The sequence below is a fragment of the Candidatus Fukatsuia anoeciicola genome, assembly GCF_964059965.1.
In the GTDB taxonomy this organism is placed as follows: domain Bacteria; phylum Pseudomonadota; class Gammaproteobacteria; order Enterobacterales; family Enterobacteriaceae; genus Fukatsuia; species Fukatsuia anoeciicola.
In genome coordinates this window covers 474,528-495,694 of the sequence record NZ_OZ060923.1, presented here as the reverse complement: position 1 = coordinate 495,694, position 21,167 = coordinate 474,528, and the positions used below count along the sequence as shown (strand labels likewise).

The following is a 21,167-nucleotide window of genomic DNA, read 5'->3' as shown; positions in this document are numbered from 1 at the left end:
TGCTTTATGGAAGGATTTATCTTAGTCATAACCACATAACACTATTACCTACATTAATTTAGTTCATTTATCAATGGATTATAGGAAGAATATATGAATATAATTTGGACTGTAATTTTATTAACTACGATATAGAGGGAGGTTACCAGTGGTTTGTTATTTCTAGAAGTCCTAGAAAAAATTTATTATTTTAGTTCGTTATTACAATAGTATGACATTAAATGAATACTATATATTCGCTATTAAAATAGTTACTACATAGCTAACAAGTACTAGTTTATTAGTTACCTTAATTAGTACTATGACTGCATAATTTATTAGTAGAGTCTATTTACTAGAAACAGTTATAAATATTACTTATATCGAAGCTGTGTATAATGGAGTTATCCTTAGTATTATTATTATAGCAATATTAATATTTACATGTATTTAGCTAGAGTATAGGACATATATTTATTATATTAGTGAATCTTAATCATATTATTCTAACACTAATAATAAAAGTGCTTCTACTATTTTGCAGCTAAATATTTTTAGCAATAAATAGTAATTATTGTATCAATAAATAATCTTTAGTTACTACAATTATTAGTAACTTTTATTAAAGATTTATACCTTAATTGACGATCTAACAAAATCAGTAATGAAAAATAAACTTATCTATATTCTAATCTATCAATGCTGTTACTTAGATTATTGTCACTACTAACAGTATGACGACCACTAAAAATAATTATTTAATTTAATCTATTGGTTTTAAGTATTCTAGAAACTATATTTTTATAACTATTAGTACTCAGGATATATTAACAAAATGCTAATGCTTATAGCGCGCATGCTTAACTCAATAATATTTCTCATTCTATGCTATACTCTACTTGTTAGTTTAGATATTAAATTAATAAGTCTACGCCCAATTATCTCCTTATTCTTACTAAGTTTATTGGCTTTTATATTAGTAATCAATTTACAAATTAACAACTAATCTATACTAAAAGCTAGATAATATTAAATAATTTTTATAAAATCTACTGAGTAGTATGTCTTAGATTTTACTTAACTTAAAATAGTTATATCTTAGAGATAGTTTTAAATAAATATTACAAATGATCATGCTAAATCGTTTAATAGTAAATTATACCTCTTTTAAAAAAACAATACTCTTATTCTTGCATGAGTATTACTAATAATCTCTTAAACAAAAAAGATCTCTGTATAATATAAAGAAATAAATAAAAATGCTAAAAGAAAAAAATTTATTATTTAATTAGTATTAGATATAGTTTATATTAAAAATAATAAATATATTTAATACTAGATAAGTATAAATAAATAATAATAATTAAAATTAAGATTATGTTTAAATGGTTATTTATTAAAAATACTCAAATATTTACGATAGTGTCATAGTTATTTTTTGTTAGTTAAAATTATAAGATAAGTAATAATTACATATTAAAAAGTAATATACAGTATCAGCGTATACTTATTAACACTACTAAATATTATTTAAACTGATAAAAACATAAAAAGTTTTATTTAGAAAAAAGACATACTTTAAGAACTAAGTAGTCATTAATAAAAAAGTAAAACAGTTATCTATATAATTTTTATTAATAAAAGACAATCTAATTTTAAATTACTCAAGGGTTTTATGTATAAATAAATCTTATAATTAAAATAATAATAAATATAGATTACTTAAGACTAGTTAAATTTATTTAAATTTAACATTACTTAAAAAATAAAGAAAATTTTTTAGTATTAAAAGATAACTTAATTACAAGTTACGTTAGATCATTACTAAAATAGGTAATAATGGTTTAAATTAAGATATAATCCAATAACTACAATCATTTATAGCATGAAAATTAGATACAAGAGTTTTTAAAAAAGTTTAATGATAAAGTTAGAAACTTATCATCTTTAGATTTATATAAAGCTAAAGATGATAATCTTACATAAAACGATTAAGATATAAAGTAATTTATCATTATAGAAAATTCTATTATTGTAGAAAAATTAGTGAAACGCAACATAACTAATCTTTATAAATTTTAAGTTATCAAATAAGATATTAATATATTAGATAATCTAATATATTTAGACTTAATTTTAATCAATTATAGTTTTTTATTTTTATATAAAATACGCTAATAATATAATTTGAAGAAAGTAAAATTGAATAGCAGTATAATTTTTTATATAATAAAAAGCTAATAGTAGTAGCAATTAATCTTTATTTTTACTATTAGTTATTAACTAACTATAAATATAGTCAAATATAATTTTTATCTATTAAATATATAAATATGAAATAAAAATATATCATAATAAAAATATTACTCTTAATATAACCTAACAATGAAAATTATATAATATAAAAAATTAAGAAAAATAAATTAATTAAATATTAGTTATGATACGCTTAATTAACTTTGGTCCATGAAAAATAAGTCCTGAGTAAATTTGAATTAAAGTAGCACCAGCTGCTATTTTTTCTCGAGCGGCGATTAATGAATCAATACCACCAACACCAATAATAGGTAGTTGACCTTGTAACTTTTGTGATAAACGCCGAATGATAGTAGTACTAGAAAGTTGCAACGGACGACCACTTAAGCCGCCATTCTCTTGACAATATGGCAATCCTTGAATTAAAGAATAATCTAAAGTAGTGTTAGTAGCAATTACTCCATCAATTTTATATTTGATTAATGCATTAGCTATTTGAGTTAATTCTTCTTCTGTTAAATCAGGAGCAATTTTTATTGCAATTGGTACATATTTACTATATTTTTGATGTAATTCAATTTGTTTATTCTTAATTACTATTAATAAATCATTAAGTGCATTTCCATATTGTAGCAAACGTAGTTTAGGAGTATTAGGTGATGAAATATTAATTACAATATAATCAGCATAAAGATAAATTTTATCCATACATATTAAATAATCATTTTTACTTTGCTCAATTGGAGTATCTTTATTTTTGCCAATGTTTATACCAAGAATGCCACTAAAATTTGCTTTCTTAACATTATTAATTAGATTATCAACCCCTTTATTATTAAATCCCATGCGATTAATAATCCCTTCTGCTGTATTAATTCGAAATAAACGTGGTTTATCATTACCTAATTGTGCTCGTGGTGTTACTGTTCCAATCTCAATAAATCCAAAACCCATAGAAGCTAAAATATTAATATATTCACCATTTTTATCTAACCCGGCAGCTAAACCTAATGGGTTTTTAAATAACAGCCCCATACAATTAACTACTTTTGTTGGTACTGATTGACGCAATAAGAATGCTAAAGGTGTTCCTGTAATTCGTTGTAACCCTTTCAGTGTTAATTCATGTATACGCTCAGCATTAAATTGAAATAAAACTTTTTTAATCAGTGAATAATGCATTTTGTTCTTATACCCCTATGAATTTATTTAAAATTACTTATACTTATTATATTTAGTTAAATAATTTATTAAAAAATATACTCAACATGTTTTTATTTTTATAGAAATAGTAAATTATATCTTTTTACCTATTTTCCTAAACACTAAAAAGATTTAAATAGTTTTAGTTAATAGTTTATTAAAAAGTTAGCATCAACTGTTGTTATAAATAACACCTACTACTAAATTTACTGTAGTTAAATCTTACTATTTAAGATATAAAATATTTAGTTTAAATTTATTATTTTCTAATAAAAGATAAATATCATTTATTTTTATAAGTATTTTACTGTAATTTTAGCTTACAAACGCGTTACTACTACTTAGTCATTATGTATATCCTTTGTTTTATATAAAAAATTAATATAAGATTTAAATAATAAAAGATTTATTTTATAGTAGCATTATATAGCTTACTAAACTAGTAGATATATTTTAGCAATTACCTAACTAATAATGAACGGTTATTCATTTTCTTTTCTATTAATATACGTATTCTACGTAAAGTAATAAATAGAATCTTAATACTATTTACAAACTAAAGATTTAGATATTATTATGTATAGCTGGCTAAATAAATCTAAATACTTGGCAATTTAATATACGTTAATAGTATATTAGTTTATATCTAATAATAAATTAAATTAAATTAAATTAAATTAAATTAATATAATTTTAGCAACCATAATTATGTAAAATGTATATATTGTATTTAAGAATATAATATACGATGATAAATTTTTTAATAATAAGTTTATTAATAAATCACTATATTTTAAAAATTTTTCTTAGTAATTTATATTTTTAAAGATACGAAGAATACTTGCATAATTTTATCTATACTAAAATTTATAATATAAATAATAACTATTTTATCATTACATTATAGATTAGTTTTATTACATGATACGGTTAATTATACTAGATAACTACATTATATATCATATTGTATTATACATTATAATAAAATAGAAAATACTAATTTAAAGTAGTGAATTAAATAAATCAAACATTACTTAACATTTAATAAAATTATTACTAAATAGATATAGTAGTGTTTTTGTTTAGTATAGAGAACTATTCTAATACCTATTAATACAGGATACTTAATATCTAATAAAAGTATTCATTAATACTTTTAATTATAATATTAATAAAAATATTTTCTATACCTAAAATAATCTAAGACTTGATAACTAAAGCATCTTAAATTAATAGTTATTATTAAGGACAATATATATTTTGTAGATACTAGAATATTTAAAATATAATATTAAAAATCGAGGTAGTATTTTTAATACTTTCCTACTTGTTTTTTATATCTAAAATTTTATAATAGCACCTTTATAATTTTATTTTACTTAGTTATAAGAGTACTGTTATATGTTGTTAATAATACAATTTAAGGAAAAAGTTAGTATCGAACTTGTTATATACTATGATATTTTAATAAAACTAAATATACTTTTAAGTAACATTAAGATGCTGTTAAATTTATAATTCTATGTTTCTATGTATAAAAATACTAGGTAAAATTTAATTTACAGGAATAAGTATTATACATTATAATAATTTTTATAATATTATAATCAAGGCTATAAATTAATTTCTTCATAGAAAATATTAAGACAAATTAAATAAATAAATAAATAAATAAATAAATAAATAATAGTTTAGAAATTAATCGTAGCAAAATACTAATAATAGAATAATGATATAGTAATAAAAAATAGATATAAAGTATATGAATTAATTTTTTTCTAAATATTCTTATGTTATGTTTATACAATAATTAATAAAATAAACAAAAGAATAAAGGTAGATTACTTTTATATAGAGTAAAAGGAAGAAATAAGTATTTTAGTATGTTTTTGATAAAATTTTAAATAAGATTAGAGATTTTAAATAATTAATAGGCTTTATGACTAACATGATATTAAGTTTTAATATTAATCATATTATGACATATATAGTATATATAGTACTTAGTATCTTAATATTATTTATGTATTTTATAGTTAAATAATCTTGAATTATATTGTGTCTATATTAACGTAAGAATTATCATTATATTAATATTATTAATATGTTTTTACTCGTAATAATTTAGGTATAGATAAATTTAGATACGATATCAACTAATAAGATAACAACTATCGTAATAAAAAAATTTAAATTATATTTTTTATTATCTAGTTTTTAAAATGTTAGGAAATGACTACTAAGAATGACTTAATATTATTATTTATTAATACTAATATAAATATATTGATATTAATAGCATTATTAGTACATTCTATATTAAGATTTATACAAGTATTCACGTTAATGCATCTAATACCTCGATTATTAAAAATAATAACAGAATATCACTAAAGCAGTAGTTTATGTTCTTATTAAATAGTTAAAGATTAATACTGATAATGGAATTGTTTATTATAAGGTTAAATTTATTGTTATGTTAGTTAATATTTAACCTGTAAATATTAACTATACTACTGCAAATAAGGCAATAGTTATAAATTTAATATTCATAGCTAGTAAGATAAAAAACTAAAGAAGGAAATACATATTCAATGGCTATTTTAGGTCTAGGTATTGATATTGTTGCTATAGCACGTATCAAAATTATTGTTATGCGTTCTAATAATAAACTTGCACAACGTATCCTTCATCCATCAGAATTAAAAAGTTATTTACAACATCAACAGGCAATTCGTTTCCTAGCAAAACGTTTTGCTGTTAAAGAAGCAGCTATGAAAGCTTTAGGAATAGGGATGCATAATGGTCTAAGATTTAATCAATTTGAAGTATTCAATAATAAATTAGGTAAACCATTTTTACGATTGCATCAACGAGCTAAAGAACTAATGACAGATCTTGGTATGACATCATTGCATGTTTCATTATCAGATGAAGAGCACTATGCTTGTGCTACTGTTATTATTGAAGGATGCGCAAGCTAGTAAACTCTTAGAGAGCTATCATTTAGAGAAGAATATGTTTACTAAACATAATGATGAATATTGGATGAATCAAGCATTGATATTAGCACAGCGTGCGCAGGCAGAAGGTGAGGTACCGGTAGGCGCGATTTTGATTTTAGATAATAATATAATTGGTCAAGGTTGGAACCGTCCCATTGCCTATCATGACCCTACGGCCCATGCAGAAATTATAGCTTTGCGTCAGGGAGGGAAAAAACAAAAAAATTACCGTTTACCTAATACTACCCTGTATGTGACGTTAGAACCATGTATGATGTGTACTAGTGCTATAATTCATAGTCGTATCTATCGTCTAGTATATGGAGCTAGTAATAAAAAAACTAGGATATTAAGCTCAATATTAGATATTTTACATTATCTTGGCATAAATCATCATATAAAAATCAGTACTGGAGTATTAACTGAAGCCTGTTCACAATTATTAAGTACTTTTTTTAATAAGCAGCGACTACAACAAAAAATAAAAAAACTTACTCAACAAGATAATGCATAATAGACAATGTGTGTCTATTAATTAATATATATTAATAAACTATTTTTATTGCGTTATGCTATTATCTTATTATCTAATATCGATAAAGATATATCCTATTTTCTGTAAAATAATATTAATATTTATAATTAGGATAGTATTTAATACTATATAGATATTTTATTATATTATAGATCAATAATTATTCTTAATTATAACATAACAACTCAATAGCATACTTAATTAATTACCTAATAATATAGCATTCTATGTACTTAAACATAAGGAAGTGTAGTCATTTGATATCTACTACTATCACTAATTACATATAACTTTAATTTATTCTATATTGATTAATCCTAAAAATAGAATAAAAAAATTTAATTTTATAACCTATTCTAGTATAAATTATTATATATTTTGTAATTTTAGTTATTAGTATAATTACTTATTTTAACTAAGTACTAATATACTTAAAATATATAAACATTGTAATAGATTTTATCTTTTTTTAAAAAAGTTTTTCTAGTATTTATGCTATATAAATAACTATGATTTTAATATTAGTATGTATTAATAATTTTTATATTTGTTATTTATTTAATTAGGGACAGTAACTAATTTTATAAATTATGCTAATAGCTTTACATAAGAAATATAATTATTAATATATTTAAATAATATTATTATTAAATATATATTTTAGTGTTACATTTAATAGAATTATATGCATTATATCTTAACTTATATCTATTAAGGATCTATATTTTTCTTTTATTAAGCATATACATGACATTTTACTAAAAATTATGAGTTAGAGTATAATTTATAAAAATATTACTAGATTCTTAATAAAAAGCTAAACCTATAACTTAAATTTTTTTCTACTAAAAGTATTGATTTATTAAATTAGTAGTATTAGTTTAATAATTCACTGTTACTTTAGTGGTAATAATTGTATAAATTTTTTTATAAATAAAATATTATTTTTATAATATTATAACTATCTTAAAAAGAATTTTAAAATAGTTCTTAAAATTATTATAATGTTTAATTTTAATAAATAATAAATAAATCAATACTAACATAATATAAAAATATAAATTTTTATATTATGTTAGTATATTTTAATATGTTAGGATAATCTTTTGGTAATAGTTATTTTCTTCTCTTGATCTTACTTATTAGTAAGTAAAGATTTATTTTACTGATAATATAATACCTGAGTAATATATTCTAATTCATTTACTATGATCTTATTTTATTAGTCTACCTAATTTTAACTACAAAGATGTTTTTATATTATTGTTATATTAAAAACATAAAAATATTAGTTACTAATACAAAAAATGTTATCCACCTTACTAAGATTATCTCATAGTAGATGCATATTTCCGTTTTCTATAAATAACTTATAATATTACATTAATGCAGGATTAAGTATTAAGTATTATTAAAAATTAGTATGCACTAATTATTAAAAACGAAATTATTAGAATTATATTCTAGATAATAATATTATCATTGATAATGCAAATATCTACCAGAATTTTTTATCTACCATTATTATTAATTACTAAAATTGATATCATAAAGGTTATACTAATTGTTACTAGTATCTTTATTAGTAGCTACATATTTTACTGAAGATCATGATATATTAGACTGTAAGTAGTACTTCATATCATTATAAAAGATAAATATTTTAAATTTTATTGATATCCTATTATTTAGTGATAACTAATAATTAGCTAATTTTAGTTACTCTAAATAATCTAAAAATATTCATAAATATGATTTGTTAAAATTAGAATTTACTAGTATTAAAATTTTATAATCATTTATAATATAGTAAATAAAGTTTTTAATTAAGCTCCATATAAATAATATTGATCTTAGAAATCTACATATTAATAAGCATTATATTAATATCTGCTAATATAGGAATATTAGACTCTATTATAGAGTAATAGTTATTCAACCTTTTTGTAAGCATTAATTTATATAATTTTATTAATTTTTTTACTTTAATAGTAGCTGCTTTAAACATACTTACCGTGAACAAGTACTAACTTTATCTAGTTCTTGTATATAGTTACCTATAATTTAACTATCTTACTCTAACAATCTAAGATTATTAGAGTAAGTTTTTGCTTAGCTTATAATAATAACTAAGGATTTTAAATCCTGTAGAATAGCCTTAATTTCTTTAATTTATTTCTGTACTTATTTAGGCTTAATTAATACTAATAAATGACCTTATTAAACTTTATTATTAATTTTTCTATATAAATATTATATTTAGCTCATAATTTTAATATTAATATTTATTTTATACACTATATTAAGTTTACTAATTGCTAGTACATACTATAATAGTGCTATTATAATTTAATTTAAATAAAATCTAAAAAATAGAAAGATAATATTATCTTAACAATAAAAACTACTACTAGATACTTTAGATGTAAAGCCTTAGAGTATATAGTAATAGAAAATATTATTACTATATATAACCAAAAACACCAATAATAAAGAATATTTTATTAAAGTACTTTTACTTAATGATATTAAACTAATCATTAAGTTATTATAAAATATATTACTAAATTCTGTTAGTTAATACTAATAAATAACATAATTATATTTGTTTCATTGTTAGAAATTATTAATAATTTATCTAGTTCTATATATAAGAATTAGACTAAACAATATTAGTACTAAAGGATATCACTCTTTTTCTATTGCTGTTATTAAGTTACATTATGCTAGTTATTTAAAGTTTAGTAATAATTAAATCATTAACTCTATAATAATAATTATATAACTTATTTAAATAAAATTATAATCTTAATATAATTCAAAAAATTAGATATATAAAAAATTATTAACTCTTTATAGTGCGTATATTAAATAAGATTAATCTATTAGAATCATCATTCTTAGCTATGGAGCTATGTTACTATTAATATTTATTATTTATTATTTAGTTAAAAAGAAAATTTGAGGTAATAGATGAGTAATAGTTATCTAGTATTTCCTAACTTTGATCCAATTATTTTATCTATTGGCCCGATATCTCTTCATTGGTATGGTCTAATGTATTTAGTTGGTTTTATTTTTGCTATGTGGCTTGCTATTCGCAGAACGAACAAACCAAATAGTGGTTGGAACAAAGAAGAAGTTGAAAATTTACTATATACAAATTTTTTAGGTATTTTTATTGGTGGTCGTATTGGTTATGTATTATTTTATAATTTTGAATATTTTTTAAATAATCCACTTTATTTATTTAAAGTATGGGATGGTGGCATGTCATTCCATGGCGGATTAATTGGGGTTATCTGTGTCATAATACGATTTGCTCAACATACTAAACGTAGTTTTTTACAAGTATCAGACTTTGTAGCTCCCTTAGTTCCTTTTGGTTTAGGCGCTGGTCGTTTAGGTAATTTTATTAACGATGAACTCTGGGGTAGAGTGACAATTAATACGCCTTGGGCAATGTTATTCCCTAGCTCCCACAATATAGATATCACTATTGCTTCTACAAATTCTAAGTGGCAAAATATATTTAACCAATATGGTCTTTTACCGCGTCATCCGTCACAACTTTATGAAATGATTCTTGAAGGCTTAGTATTATTTATTCTTCTAAATTTATTTATTAAAAAACCAAGACCAATGGGAAGCGTTTCTGGTTTTTTTCTAATAAGCTACGGCTTATTTCGTATTATTATTGAATATTTTCGTCAGCCAGATGCACAAATTGGTTTATTTAATGGATTTATTACTATGGGGCAAATTCTTTCTATGCCTATGGTATTAGTAGGTATGATGATAATGATTTGGGCATATCGTCGTATTTAGCTATAATTTTTGCGAGGTAATATGCACCAGTATCTAGATCTTATGAATAAAGTATTAGTCGAAGGTGCCAAAAAAACTGATCGTACCGGTGTAGGTACATTGTCAATTTTTGGGTATCAAATGCGTCTTAACTTACAGAATGGTTTTCCATTAATAACAACTAAGCGCTGTCATATACGCTCTATTATATATGAGTTATTGTGGTTTCTTAAAGGTGAAACTAATATTCATTATTTAACAGATAATAAGGTTACCATCTGGGATGAATGGGCGGATGAAAAGGGTAATCTTGGACCAGTATATGGTAAACAATGGCGTGCCTGGTCTACTTCTGATGGACGTCAAGTTGATCAACTTACTAAAATAATTGAACAATTAACGTGTAATCCTAACTCACGTCGTCTAATAGTATCTGCGTGGAATGTTGGTGATCTGGAGCAGATGGCGTTGGCTCCTTGTCATGTTCTTTTTCAATTTTATGTAATAAATAAAGTACTCTCATGCCAATTATATCAGCGTTCATGTGATGTCTTTTTAGGTTTACCGTTTAATATTGCTAGCTACGCATTGTTGATACATATGATAGCTAAGCAATGTAATCTTATTGTTGGAGATTTTATTTGGACCGGAGGAGATGTTCATCTTTATAATAATCATCTGGAACAAGCAAGATTACAATTAAGCCGAGAACCACACCCGTTACCTAAATTAGTAATAAAAAATAAAAAAAAATTATTATTTGATTATTGCTTTGATGATTTTACTATTGAAAATTATCATCCACATCCAATGATTATAGCTCCAATTGCCATCTAAGGATCTATCTAAAATTCGCTATAATACTAATATAATATATAATATAAAGCTTATCTAATATAATAGTTATTTAGAATTTCTCTGATTAGTTAGTGTTATATATATTTATATATTACTAACTTAATAGAAGTTTATAGTAAAAGTTAGCCTTTTATTATTATCTGCTATTATATAAAGAATAGTTTCTGCTAAATAAGCATAAAAATAAATACTTTTTATTTTTTAATAAATTTAAAATATTACTGATACTTTATTATATAGAAAACCTATTTTAAAATCCACATATTAATGTTATCATATAATTGATTATTGCTAATTTTATTTTTTTCTAATTTTTTACCGTTAATTAATAAATAAATTATTTATAATATCTTAATATCGCTATTGTTAATTTCTAATATAGTTAAATATAGTTAAATATAGTTAAATATAGTTAAGATATAAAGATTTTTCATTAATTTGATTAACCGTTAACACAAGTAAGATAAGAGATTCTTTTTTATAGATAGCTTAAAATTTATTTATCAATAGTATTTAATTTATCTAGTTATAATGCTATATAATTATATAAATATACATTAAAAGCTAGATAATTAGTAAATAAATAAAATATAGGAGAAAGTTTATTATAAATACTAATACTGATAGTAGTATATTAGTTATGTTAAAATTATGATAGCAATATCACTAGGGAACTAGTGAGGCTAGCGTATTAATATCAACACTACTTACCATTACCACTAGTAGTAATGGTATAACTGTTTTTCTTTGTTACTAATATTATCATGTTACCTTATGTTTATTAGCTAATTACCAATATTGTTCGTTACTAATATGTCCTATTTTACTACTTCTTATATATTTTTTCATCTGATGGATATCTTGTAATATTTTTTGTGTATCGCGTATCATTTGTGGATTACCACATAACATGATATGACTATTTTTAGCAGTAATTTTTAATCCTACAGTTTTTTCTAGAGCATTATTTTTAATTAGTTCAGGTATACGTCCATATAACGAGTTAATAAATTTTTCTCTACTAACAATAGTACAGATACGTAATTTACCGTTATATTCTATTTCTAATTGTTGCATCAAAGATAAATAACTAAGATCACAACCTAATCTTACAGAATGCACTAATACTAGATGGTTAAAGCGTTCTAAATCTTTTTTTTCCTGTAAAATTGATAAATAAGGTCCAATACCTGTACCGGTTGCTAACATCCATAAGATATTACATTGAGGAATTTCTTTTAAAATAAAAAATCCAGCAGGTTCTTTGCTTATCATAAGCATCATTCCGGCTGATAATTGACATAAATAGGGGCTAAGCTCACCTTGAGGCACATTAATTAAATAAAATTCAAGATTTTTATTACTTGGAGCATTAACATAAGAGTAAGCACGCTGTACCCGTTTATTATTAATCTTTAGTGCTAATTTAGCGTATTGACCTGGAAGAAAACTGTCTACTGGTGCCATAACTTTAATGCTATATAAACTACTTGTATAACGCACAACATTAATAACCTTACCGCTAACCCATTTGGTCATAACTTTTTACTACTCCCTATCAGTATAATTTTATTTAATCTACTTTAGTATAAAATAATATTTACTTATTTTTTGATGCGAAGAATAGGTGTTTTACCTACAATAACAGTACCAGAGAGTTTGATTAAACCTTTTATTTCATCCATATTTGAAATAACTACTGGCGTGAAAATAGATTTTACTTTTTTTGTTAGTAAAGCAAGATCAAACGCAATAATAACATCACCTTTTTTAACCTGTTGACCTTCTTTAGCAAAACGTATAAAACCCTCACCTTTTAGTTCGACCGTATCAATACCAAAATGAACAAATATTTCAATACCATCATTGGATTTAATAGAAAAAGCATGATTAGTCTCAAAAATTTTACCAATAATTCCATTAACCGGAGCAACTACTTCATTGCTAGTAGGATCGATAGCAATCCCATCGCCTACAATTTTTTCAGCAAAAACAATATCTGGCACATCTTCAATATTTATAATTTTTCCAGATAATGGAGCTACTATCTCAATAGTACTATCATTTTTCTTATTATTTGAAACTAAAAATTTTAGTCTTTCAAATAATCCCATGATTTTCTCCTAGTTATTAACTATTTAGTTATAGTCTATAAATTATAAGTGTTAAGTTTTTTTACTGCGATAAAATCATTAATCAGTTTCATTACACCCGATACCGTAGTCTGAGCAAGAGCTTCTTCTGCTAATATTTTTATGTCTTTAAAATGAGTATTACGAATGATCTGTTTTATACATGGAATTAAAGGAGCGCTCATACTAAATTCATCTAATCCCATGCCAAGAAGCAATAATGTAGCACATTTATCTCCTGCAAGTTCACCACACATGCCTGTCCATTTACCTGCGACATGTGAAATATCAATAACCTGTTTGATTAAGCGTAAAATAGCTGGAGACATTGGTTTATAAAGATCAGAAATAAGCTCATTACCACGATCGACTGCTAAAGTATACTGAGTTAAATCATTTGTTCCAATACTAAAAAAATCAACTTCTTTTATTAAAATGTCAGCAATAACTGCAGCTGCTGGTGTCTCTATCATTATCCCTACTTCAATATTCTCATCGAAAAGTTGACGTTTTTTTTGTAATTGTTCTTTTAATTTAGCAAGCTCTATTTGTAATTGATGTACTTCTTCAACCGAGATAATCATTGGAAACATAATACGTAATTTACCAAAAACTGATGCACGTAAAATTGCATGTAATTGAGTACGTAAGATTTCTCTACGATCAAGAGAAATTCGAATAGCTCGATAGCCTAAAAATGGATTATCCTCTTTTGAGAGTTTCATATAGGATAAATTTTTATCACCACCAATATCCATAGTACGAATAATTACTGGTCGCGAATTAAATGCTTCTGCAACAATTTTATACGCCATAAACTGTTCTTCTTCTGTTGGCAGACTATCGCGATCCATAAATAAAAATTCAGTACGATACAAACCAATGCCTGATGCACCATGTCGCTTAGCTATTTGAATATCACGCGGAGTACTGATATTAGCTACTATTTTAACCTGATACCCATCTAGTGTTATAGCAGGTAAATTTTTCTCTTGCGCTAAAGTATTTTTCTTTAAAATATAATCATTTCTCTGTTTTGTTAATAGAGCGATTATCTCATTAGTTGGATTAATATAGATATGATTTTTAACTGCATCGAGGATTAAATAATCATTATTTTTTACTTTTTTACTCATATTACCCGTACCAACAATAGCTGGTAATTCTAAGGAACGTGCCATAATTGATGTATGGGAAGTAGTGCCTCCAACATCAGTAATAAAACCAAGCACCTTATTAAGATCAAGCTGTGCAGTTTCAGATGGTGATAAATCTGTCGCTACTATAATTACCTCTTCTGAAATAGCACTTAAATCAACAACAGCTAAACTAAGAATATTTTTTAGTAGGTGTTTACAAAGATTAGCTGTATCAATAGCACGTTCTCTAAGATATTTATTATCTAGTTCCTGCTGTTTTTTTACTTGTTTTTGGAATACGGAATTAACAGCAGCACCTGCCGTTATATGTTGTTCCTTAATTAAAATAATAATTTCCTGTTCAAGTTCTTCGTCTTCTAACAGCATAATATGACCCGCAAAAATATCTGCTTTTTCTTCCCCTAAGCTTTTAACTGTTTTACTTTTAATAACAGTTAATTGCTTACAAGCTTTAGCCCGACCAGCTCTAAAAGCAGCGATTTCCTCTACCACCTGTTCATTCGAGATTTTTTCTCGATTGAGAATAATTTCATCTTCTTGTAACAAAAGTGCTTTGCCGAAAGCAATACCTGGTGATACTGAAATGCCTGACGTCATACTTTATCCTACTCATATACTGGTTTAAAAATTATATTCTCTATTTAAGTTCATTAATTAGATGCGCTAGATGCTCTACAGCCTCTTTTGCGTCTTTACCCTCAGCAGAAATTGTCATAATAGCTCCTTGATTCAGACCTAGAGTTTGTAGTTTAAATAAACTTTTTGCATTTACAGGATTACTGTCTATAGTAACAGTAATCTCAGAATGGAATTTTTTTGCTTCTTTAACAAATATAGCAGCAGGACGGGTATGTAAACCATTGGGTGAGGTAATAATAACTTTTTGCTTAAACATGCAATTTTTCTCAACTTATCGGATTGATATTATAAAGATCAAGTATAATGAAAAGTGTAGAATAAACTTGTTAAAATAATAAATTAGTTAACTACTAAACTTTAAGGGCTAAATTAATTATAGTGTGATATGAATCTTTATTTAGTCTACATGAAAACTAATTAGATTAATTTTTTTACTTTTTAGCATAAAGTACTAATTTGTAATTTAATCATTCTTAATGACATCTATAACATTTGCTATGCCTATTAATTTCCTATGGTCTCGAAACTTAGAGTATCATATAGGTAATTTTTACTAACTAACCATAAGTTATATGAGTAATAAATAAAAATAACGAATATAACTTTTATTATAAAATATAAGCATAGATTTGTACTGATGTACATTGGATTTATTACTTAGTTGTTTATTTATGTCATAGAGTTATAAAATCTATAGTTAAACTTATTAGTAATAAAAGTTAAAGGATAGATATATATTCTAGCAATAATCTATGGATACATTAAAAATTATAGAGATTTTAATAATGTAAAATTTGCGTCTAATGTTAATTATTATTAGTTTAAGTGTTATAATTACCTTGTTATTTAATATCCTTTGGATTAACCATAGAAACATTTTTTACTTTTTTGTAATTTCTTAGATAAATATCTATGATATAAAGATAAAAAAATCTATTGGATGAAGAAGTAGAAGAAATGTGCATGGTTGTGTCTATTTCTCATCAGGTAGATCTTATTTTGTTAGCATAACCTAAATAAGTTTACAATAAATTAAGAAAAATCTTGTATTTATACTAACGATATTAATAAATGAAAATAACCTAATGATATCACTAATACCACAAACTACGATAATACTATCAGTACTGACTAAAGAAACTAAACAAGAAGAAAAAGTTGAGTAAAAAATAAAAAATAAAGCAAGAAATATTAATAAAAACTATATTAATACTTAATATTTTAGTTTATCTAAGTAGCTTAATTATAGATTAATAGTTATTAAAAAGTATTCATCAAGCAGGATTATACTTTAATAAAATTAATATTTTCCATTATTACTTTAATTCAGCAAGTAATTACACGATATTATTTAATTTAATAAATATAGTTAAACTAAGATTTTTTGATCTTGTAAATATAACAAATTTTACCATATCTAGTATATCTCTCTTAATAGTTATACCTTCTTGTGGTGATGCTTATCAAAATTTTAAGTTTATGTTATAATCAGCTCAATGCATTGCTAATAATCTAGCCGTATAGTATAAGATGATGAGCATATTATTATAACACCATAGAAGTTTGAAATTTATAAAATGCGTATCCATCAAATATTAGATATAACTAGTAAATTATGAAACTGATAATTCAACAAATTAATCAACTATGTACTATATTGAATCATCATAGATATCGGTATCACGCTTTAGATGATCCAGAAATATCAGATGCAGAATATGATTGTTTAATAAATGAATTGTATAAATTAGAAAATAAATACCCTGAGTTCATTAATAAAGATTCACCAACTCAACAAGTTGGTATAATACCTCAGAATATATTCGAACAGGTAAAACATATAACTCCTATGTTATCATTAGATAATGTTTTTAATGAAGAAAGCTATTTAACTTTTAACAAACAACTATATGCTAACTTAAACAGTACAAACTTTGATATTAGCGCACAATTAGCTTTCTGTTGTGAACTTAAAATAGATGGTGTAGCAATTAATTTATTATATGAAAATAGTGAATTAGTACAGGCAGCAACTAGAGGCGATGGTAATATTGGAGAAAACGTTACACGTAATATAAAAACTATTCACAGCATACCTTTACGTCTACATGGTAATAATATTCCACAGAAAATTGAGATTCGTGGTGAGATTTTTGTATCACAACGCGATTTTATATATTTCAATGAAGAAGCAAGACGTAAAGGGAATAGGGTTTTTGCTAATCCACGTAACTTAGCAGCAGGTTCTTTACGTCAACTTGATCCTTATATTACAGCTAAAAGACCATTATCATTTTTTTGTCATAGTGTAGGTTTATTAAACTGGGAATTATTGCCACAGAGTCATATGCAGTGTCTGATGCAATTTAAAAACTGGGGTTTACCAGTTGATAATCATACTAAACTTTGTATTGGTAGTAATCAAGTTATTACTTTTTACCATCAAATTGAACAACAACGGGATAGCTTAGGTTTTAATATTGATGGTCTAGTTATTAAAGTTGATAATCTTTTATTACAAAAAAAATTAGGTTTTAGTACACGAGCACCTCGTTGGGCAATAGCATTTAAATTTCTAGCTCAAGAGAAAATAACGCAAGTGCATGACGTAGAATTTCAAGTTGGACGAACAGGAGTCATCACTCCAGTTGCTCGGTTAAAGCCTGTGAAAATAGCTGGTGTAGTCATTAGCAATGCAAGTTTATATAATACTGATGAGATAAAACGTTTAGGTTTACGTATCGGTGATACTGTAATAGTACGACGTGCAGGTGATATTATTCCACAGATTGTTAGCGTAATAATCAATGTGCGGCCTACAAATACACAAGAAATTATTTTTCCCTTATATTGTCCAATTTGTGGCTCAGATATCAAGCAAATAGAAGGTAAAGTTATACTACGTTGTAGTGCCGCGATATCTTGTGCTGCACAACATAAAAAGGCTATAAAACATTTTGTTTCTCGCCGAGCATTAAATATAGAAGGTATAGGAGAAGAATTAATTGAACAATTAATAAAAAAAGAATATATACAAAATCCTGCTGATTTATTTTATTTAACCGTTGAAAAATTAATTAGATTAAACAGGATAAGTTATAAGTCAGCACAAAATCTAATTTATGCATTAGATAAAGCAAAACAAACAACTTTTACTCGTTTTCTTTATGCACTAGGTATCCGTGGTGTAGGAGAAGTAATAGCGGCAAATCTGGCTGTACATTTTCGTAATTTAGAAAACTTACAAGCTGCTAATATTGAGGCATTTAAAAAAGTACACAATATAGGTACAGTTAATGCTACACGTATTATTCATTTTTTAGCACAAAAAAATAATAAACAGATTATTGCTGCACTTAAAAATATTCTATATTGGTCAGAAGTCTCGAAACCAAAAGAAAATATTACTGTTAAAACTAATAATCCATTCGCAGGTAAAATAGTAGTATTAACTGGTCGTTTAACTATATTAAATCGTAATGATGCTAAAGATCGTTTATGTGCTTTAGGCGCAGAAATTAAGAATTCTATTTCAAATAAAACTAATTTAGTAATTGCTGGCTTGTCTGCTGGTAAGAAACTTCAAGAAGCTCAAAAATTGAATATTAATATTATCAATGAGATCGAAATGATAAATCTATTTAATAATTAATCTTTTTGTATATTTTATTACTAATAAATAAAAAATAAAGTAGCAACTAAAATACAATACAGTAAAATTTATTAAACTGCATTGTATAACTTAATTTTATCATCAACAATAATATTATAAATAATAGAATCTAAATAATTAATTAACTATAATGAATGCATTAGAGTTAATTAATTAAATACATCTTAATACTAGTTATAGTAATTAAATAATAAGTATAATACATAGATTAATTTAATTGAAAACTAAAGTAACTAATAATAAATTTATCATTACTAATTTTAATATTAATACTAAATTAAAATTAGTAATGATGATAGAATAAATAAATTACTATATCTTTTTATTAGTATTTTTATTAATAAAAAGCTAAACTACATTGATTATGTAACTAACATTATATATAAGAAAAATATTTAATATAAATAATAGTAATACTATTATTTAAGCGTACCTTTTTCATTAATTATAATGCTAATAAAATTAATTATACTAAGGATAATAATTTAATAGATTTATAGAATCATATTAAATAATAATACTCTCTCTATAATTTTTTATTAATATCTAGAAATATTTTCTTTTAAGATCATATTATAATATGATATCTCTATGTATAATTAATTTCTATAATTAAGAATATTATTCTTTGGTAATAGTATTACTTATATTTAAATTTATTTGTAATTAAATGTTATTACTTTAATTTAATAGTAAACGTAGTTAGTTTATGTAGTACTATCATACACTATTTAATAAACTTTAAATTTATACTCTACTATTTATTACCTGAATTATTATCCTGTATAATAAGTAAAAGAAAAACATTCTAGTTTAGATAAAATATTTTTAAAATTAGTACTTATTATACTTAGTACATCTTATTTTTAATATATTAGTAAAGTTTTATATTTAATAAATTTTAAGGTATGTTAAGTTAGTAATTAATTAAATCCTAAAAAAGGTATAAATGGTACATGACTAGAGTTATTACAGCAACAAATATCATCATAATTTGAAAAGCAAAAGATATAAATATTACATAAAATATTTTAACTAATAAATATAGTCTTTCATTACTAATTACTGTGATAGCAGCATAATACTTCACTTTAATACTAATTATTATAGTAATCTCATGAGAAAAAATGATAAATCAATTATATTGGGTTATTTTAAAGTAATTAAAATATTAATAAAATAATAGCATATTATTAAAATTCATCCATCTAACCTTTATGCTAATAAAATTTTTCGTTATTATTCCTGTTTTTTGATATTACGCTTGATATAACCTTATAAGTTATGGGTAAATAGTTAGTATTTTACTACATAAACAGTAGTCAATAGACTTTTATCTAGTCATAGTTCATTATATGAAGTCAAGACATCTAATACGCATTAGGTTTATGAGAAGTCTGATTATTTATCAATATCTTATTAAATTATAACATGTAAAGAGTACGGAATCATACTTATGGATATTCGTAAAATTAAAAAGCTTATTGAACTAGTTCAAGAATCTGGTATTGCAGAATTAGAAATTTTAGAAGGCAAAAGGTCAGTACGTATTAATAGAACACCAGCAGTACCTTATTACCCAATGATGCAACAACCTTCTTTTACACCCATAGACCCTTCTGTACCTACAACTGCAATAAAATCCACGGTAGTTGAATCTTCTGCATTAGTTAATACTAGTGGTCATATTATATATTCACCCATGGTTGGTATCAGCTATCTCTCTCCAAGACCGGGAGAAAAAGCATTTGTTGAAGTAGAACAAAAAGTAGTTGTTGGTCAGATTTTATGTATTGTTGAAGCAATGAAAATGATGAATGAGATTCAATCAGATAAAGCTGGTATAGTAAAAGCTATTTTAGTAAAAAATGGTCAACCAATTGAATATAACCAACCTCTTATCATTATCGAATAAAGAGG

Annotated in this window: 12 protein-coding genes; 7 read left to right on the top strand and 5 right to left on the bottom strand. The window is 24.0% G+C overall.

Going from position 1 to position 21,167, the window contains the following annotated elements; all coding sequences use genetic code 11:
* Positions 1-2,406: 2,406 nt before the first annotated feature.
* Complete coding sequence (gene pyrD / locus AB4W73_RS01675; RefSeq protein ID WP_367680699.1) at positions 2,407-3,417, bottom strand: quinone-dependent dihydroorotate dehydrogenase; 1,011 nt, start codon at positions 3,415-3,417, stop codon at positions 2,407-2,409.
* 2,615 nt (positions 3,418-6,032) lie between these two features.
* On the opposite strand from pyrD, the gene acpS reads away from it, so the two are divergent.
* From acpS to thyA, 4 genes are all read left to right on the top strand, one after another.
* On the top strand, positions 6,033-6,422 hold the full coding sequence (gene acpS / locus AB4W73_RS01670; RefSeq protein ID WP_367680698.1) for a holo-ACP synthase: 390 nt from the start codon (positions 6,033-6,035) through the stop codon (positions 6,420-6,422).
* Positions 6,423-6,456: 34 nt separating this feature from the next.
* Positions 6,457-6,957, top strand: coding sequence for a tRNA adenosine(34) deaminase TadA (gene tadA / locus AB4W73_RS01665; RefSeq protein ID WP_367680749.1), 501 nt, complete (start codon positions 6,457-6,459; stop codon positions 6,955-6,957).
* 2,994 nt (positions 6,958-9,951) lie between these two features.
* On the top strand, positions 9,952-10,806 hold the full coding sequence (gene lgt / locus AB4W73_RS01660; RefSeq protein ID WP_367680697.1) for a prolipoprotein diacylglyceryl transferase: 855 nt from the start codon (positions 9,952-9,954) through the stop codon (positions 10,804-10,806).
* 21 nt (positions 10,807-10,827) lie between these two features.
* On the top strand, positions 10,828-11,622 hold the full coding sequence (thyA, locus tag AB4W73_RS01655) for a thymidylate synthase (RefSeq protein ID WP_367680696.1): 795 nt from the start codon (positions 10,828-10,830) through the stop codon (positions 11,620-11,622).
* A gap of 810 nt (positions 11,623-12,432) precedes the next feature.
* Here the strand turns inward: thyA and AB4W73_RS01650 are convergent.
* The 4 genes from AB4W73_RS01650 to AB4W73_RS01635 form a co-directional block, all read right to left on the bottom strand.
* Complete coding sequence (locus AB4W73_RS01650; RefSeq protein WP_367680695.1) at positions 12,433-13,182, bottom strand: FAD-binding oxidoreductase; 750 nt, start codon at positions 13,180-13,182, stop codon at positions 12,433-12,435.
* Between the two features lie 65 nt (positions 13,183-13,247).
* On the bottom strand, positions 13,248-13,757 hold the full coding sequence (gene crr, locus AB4W73_RS01645) for a PTS glucose transporter subunit IIA (RefSeq protein WP_367680694.1): 510 nt from the start codon (positions 13,755-13,757) through the stop codon (positions 13,248-13,250).
* Between the two features lie 35 nt (positions 13,758-13,792).
* Positions 13,793-15,532: a phosphoenolpyruvate-protein phosphotransferase PtsI gene (ptsI, locus tag AB4W73_RS01640; RefSeq protein ID WP_367680693.1), complete on the bottom strand. Its 1,740-nt coding sequence runs from the start codon at positions 15,530-15,532 to the stop codon at positions 13,793-13,795.
* 40 nt (positions 15,533-15,572) lie between these two features.
* Positions 15,573-15,830, bottom strand: a complete 258-nt coding sequence (locus AB4W73_RS01635) for an HPr family phosphocarrier protein (RefSeq protein WP_367680692.1) — start codon at positions 15,828-15,830, stop codon at positions 15,573-15,575.
* Positions 15,831-16,843: 1,013 nt separating this feature from the next.
* On the opposite strand from AB4W73_RS01635, the gene AB4W73_RS01630 reads away from it, so the two are divergent.
* The 3 genes from AB4W73_RS01630 to accB all read left to right on the top strand — a co-directional run bounded on the left by AB4W73_RS01630 (position 16,844) and on the right by accB (position 21,162).
* Positions 16,844-17,062, top strand: coding sequence for a cell division protein ZipA C-terminal FtsZ-binding domain-containing protein (locus AB4W73_RS01630; protein WP_367680748.1), 219 nt, complete (start codon positions 16,844-16,846; stop codon positions 17,060-17,062).
* A 127-nt stretch (positions 17,063-17,189) separates the two neighbouring features.
* Positions 17,190-19,226 (top strand): NAD-dependent DNA ligase LigA, encoded by a 2,037-nt coding sequence (gene ligA, locus AB4W73_RS01625; RefSeq protein WP_367680691.1) that lies wholly within the window; start codon positions 17,190-17,192, stop codon positions 19,224-19,226.
* Positions 19,227-20,703: 1,477 nt separating this feature from the next.
* Positions 20,704-21,162: an acetyl-CoA carboxylase biotin carboxyl carrier protein gene (gene accB, locus AB4W73_RS01620; RefSeq protein WP_367680690.1), complete on the top strand. Its 459-nt coding sequence runs from the start codon at positions 20,704-20,706 to the stop codon at positions 21,160-21,162.
* The last annotated feature ends 5 nt before the right edge of the window (positions 21,163-21,167 follow it).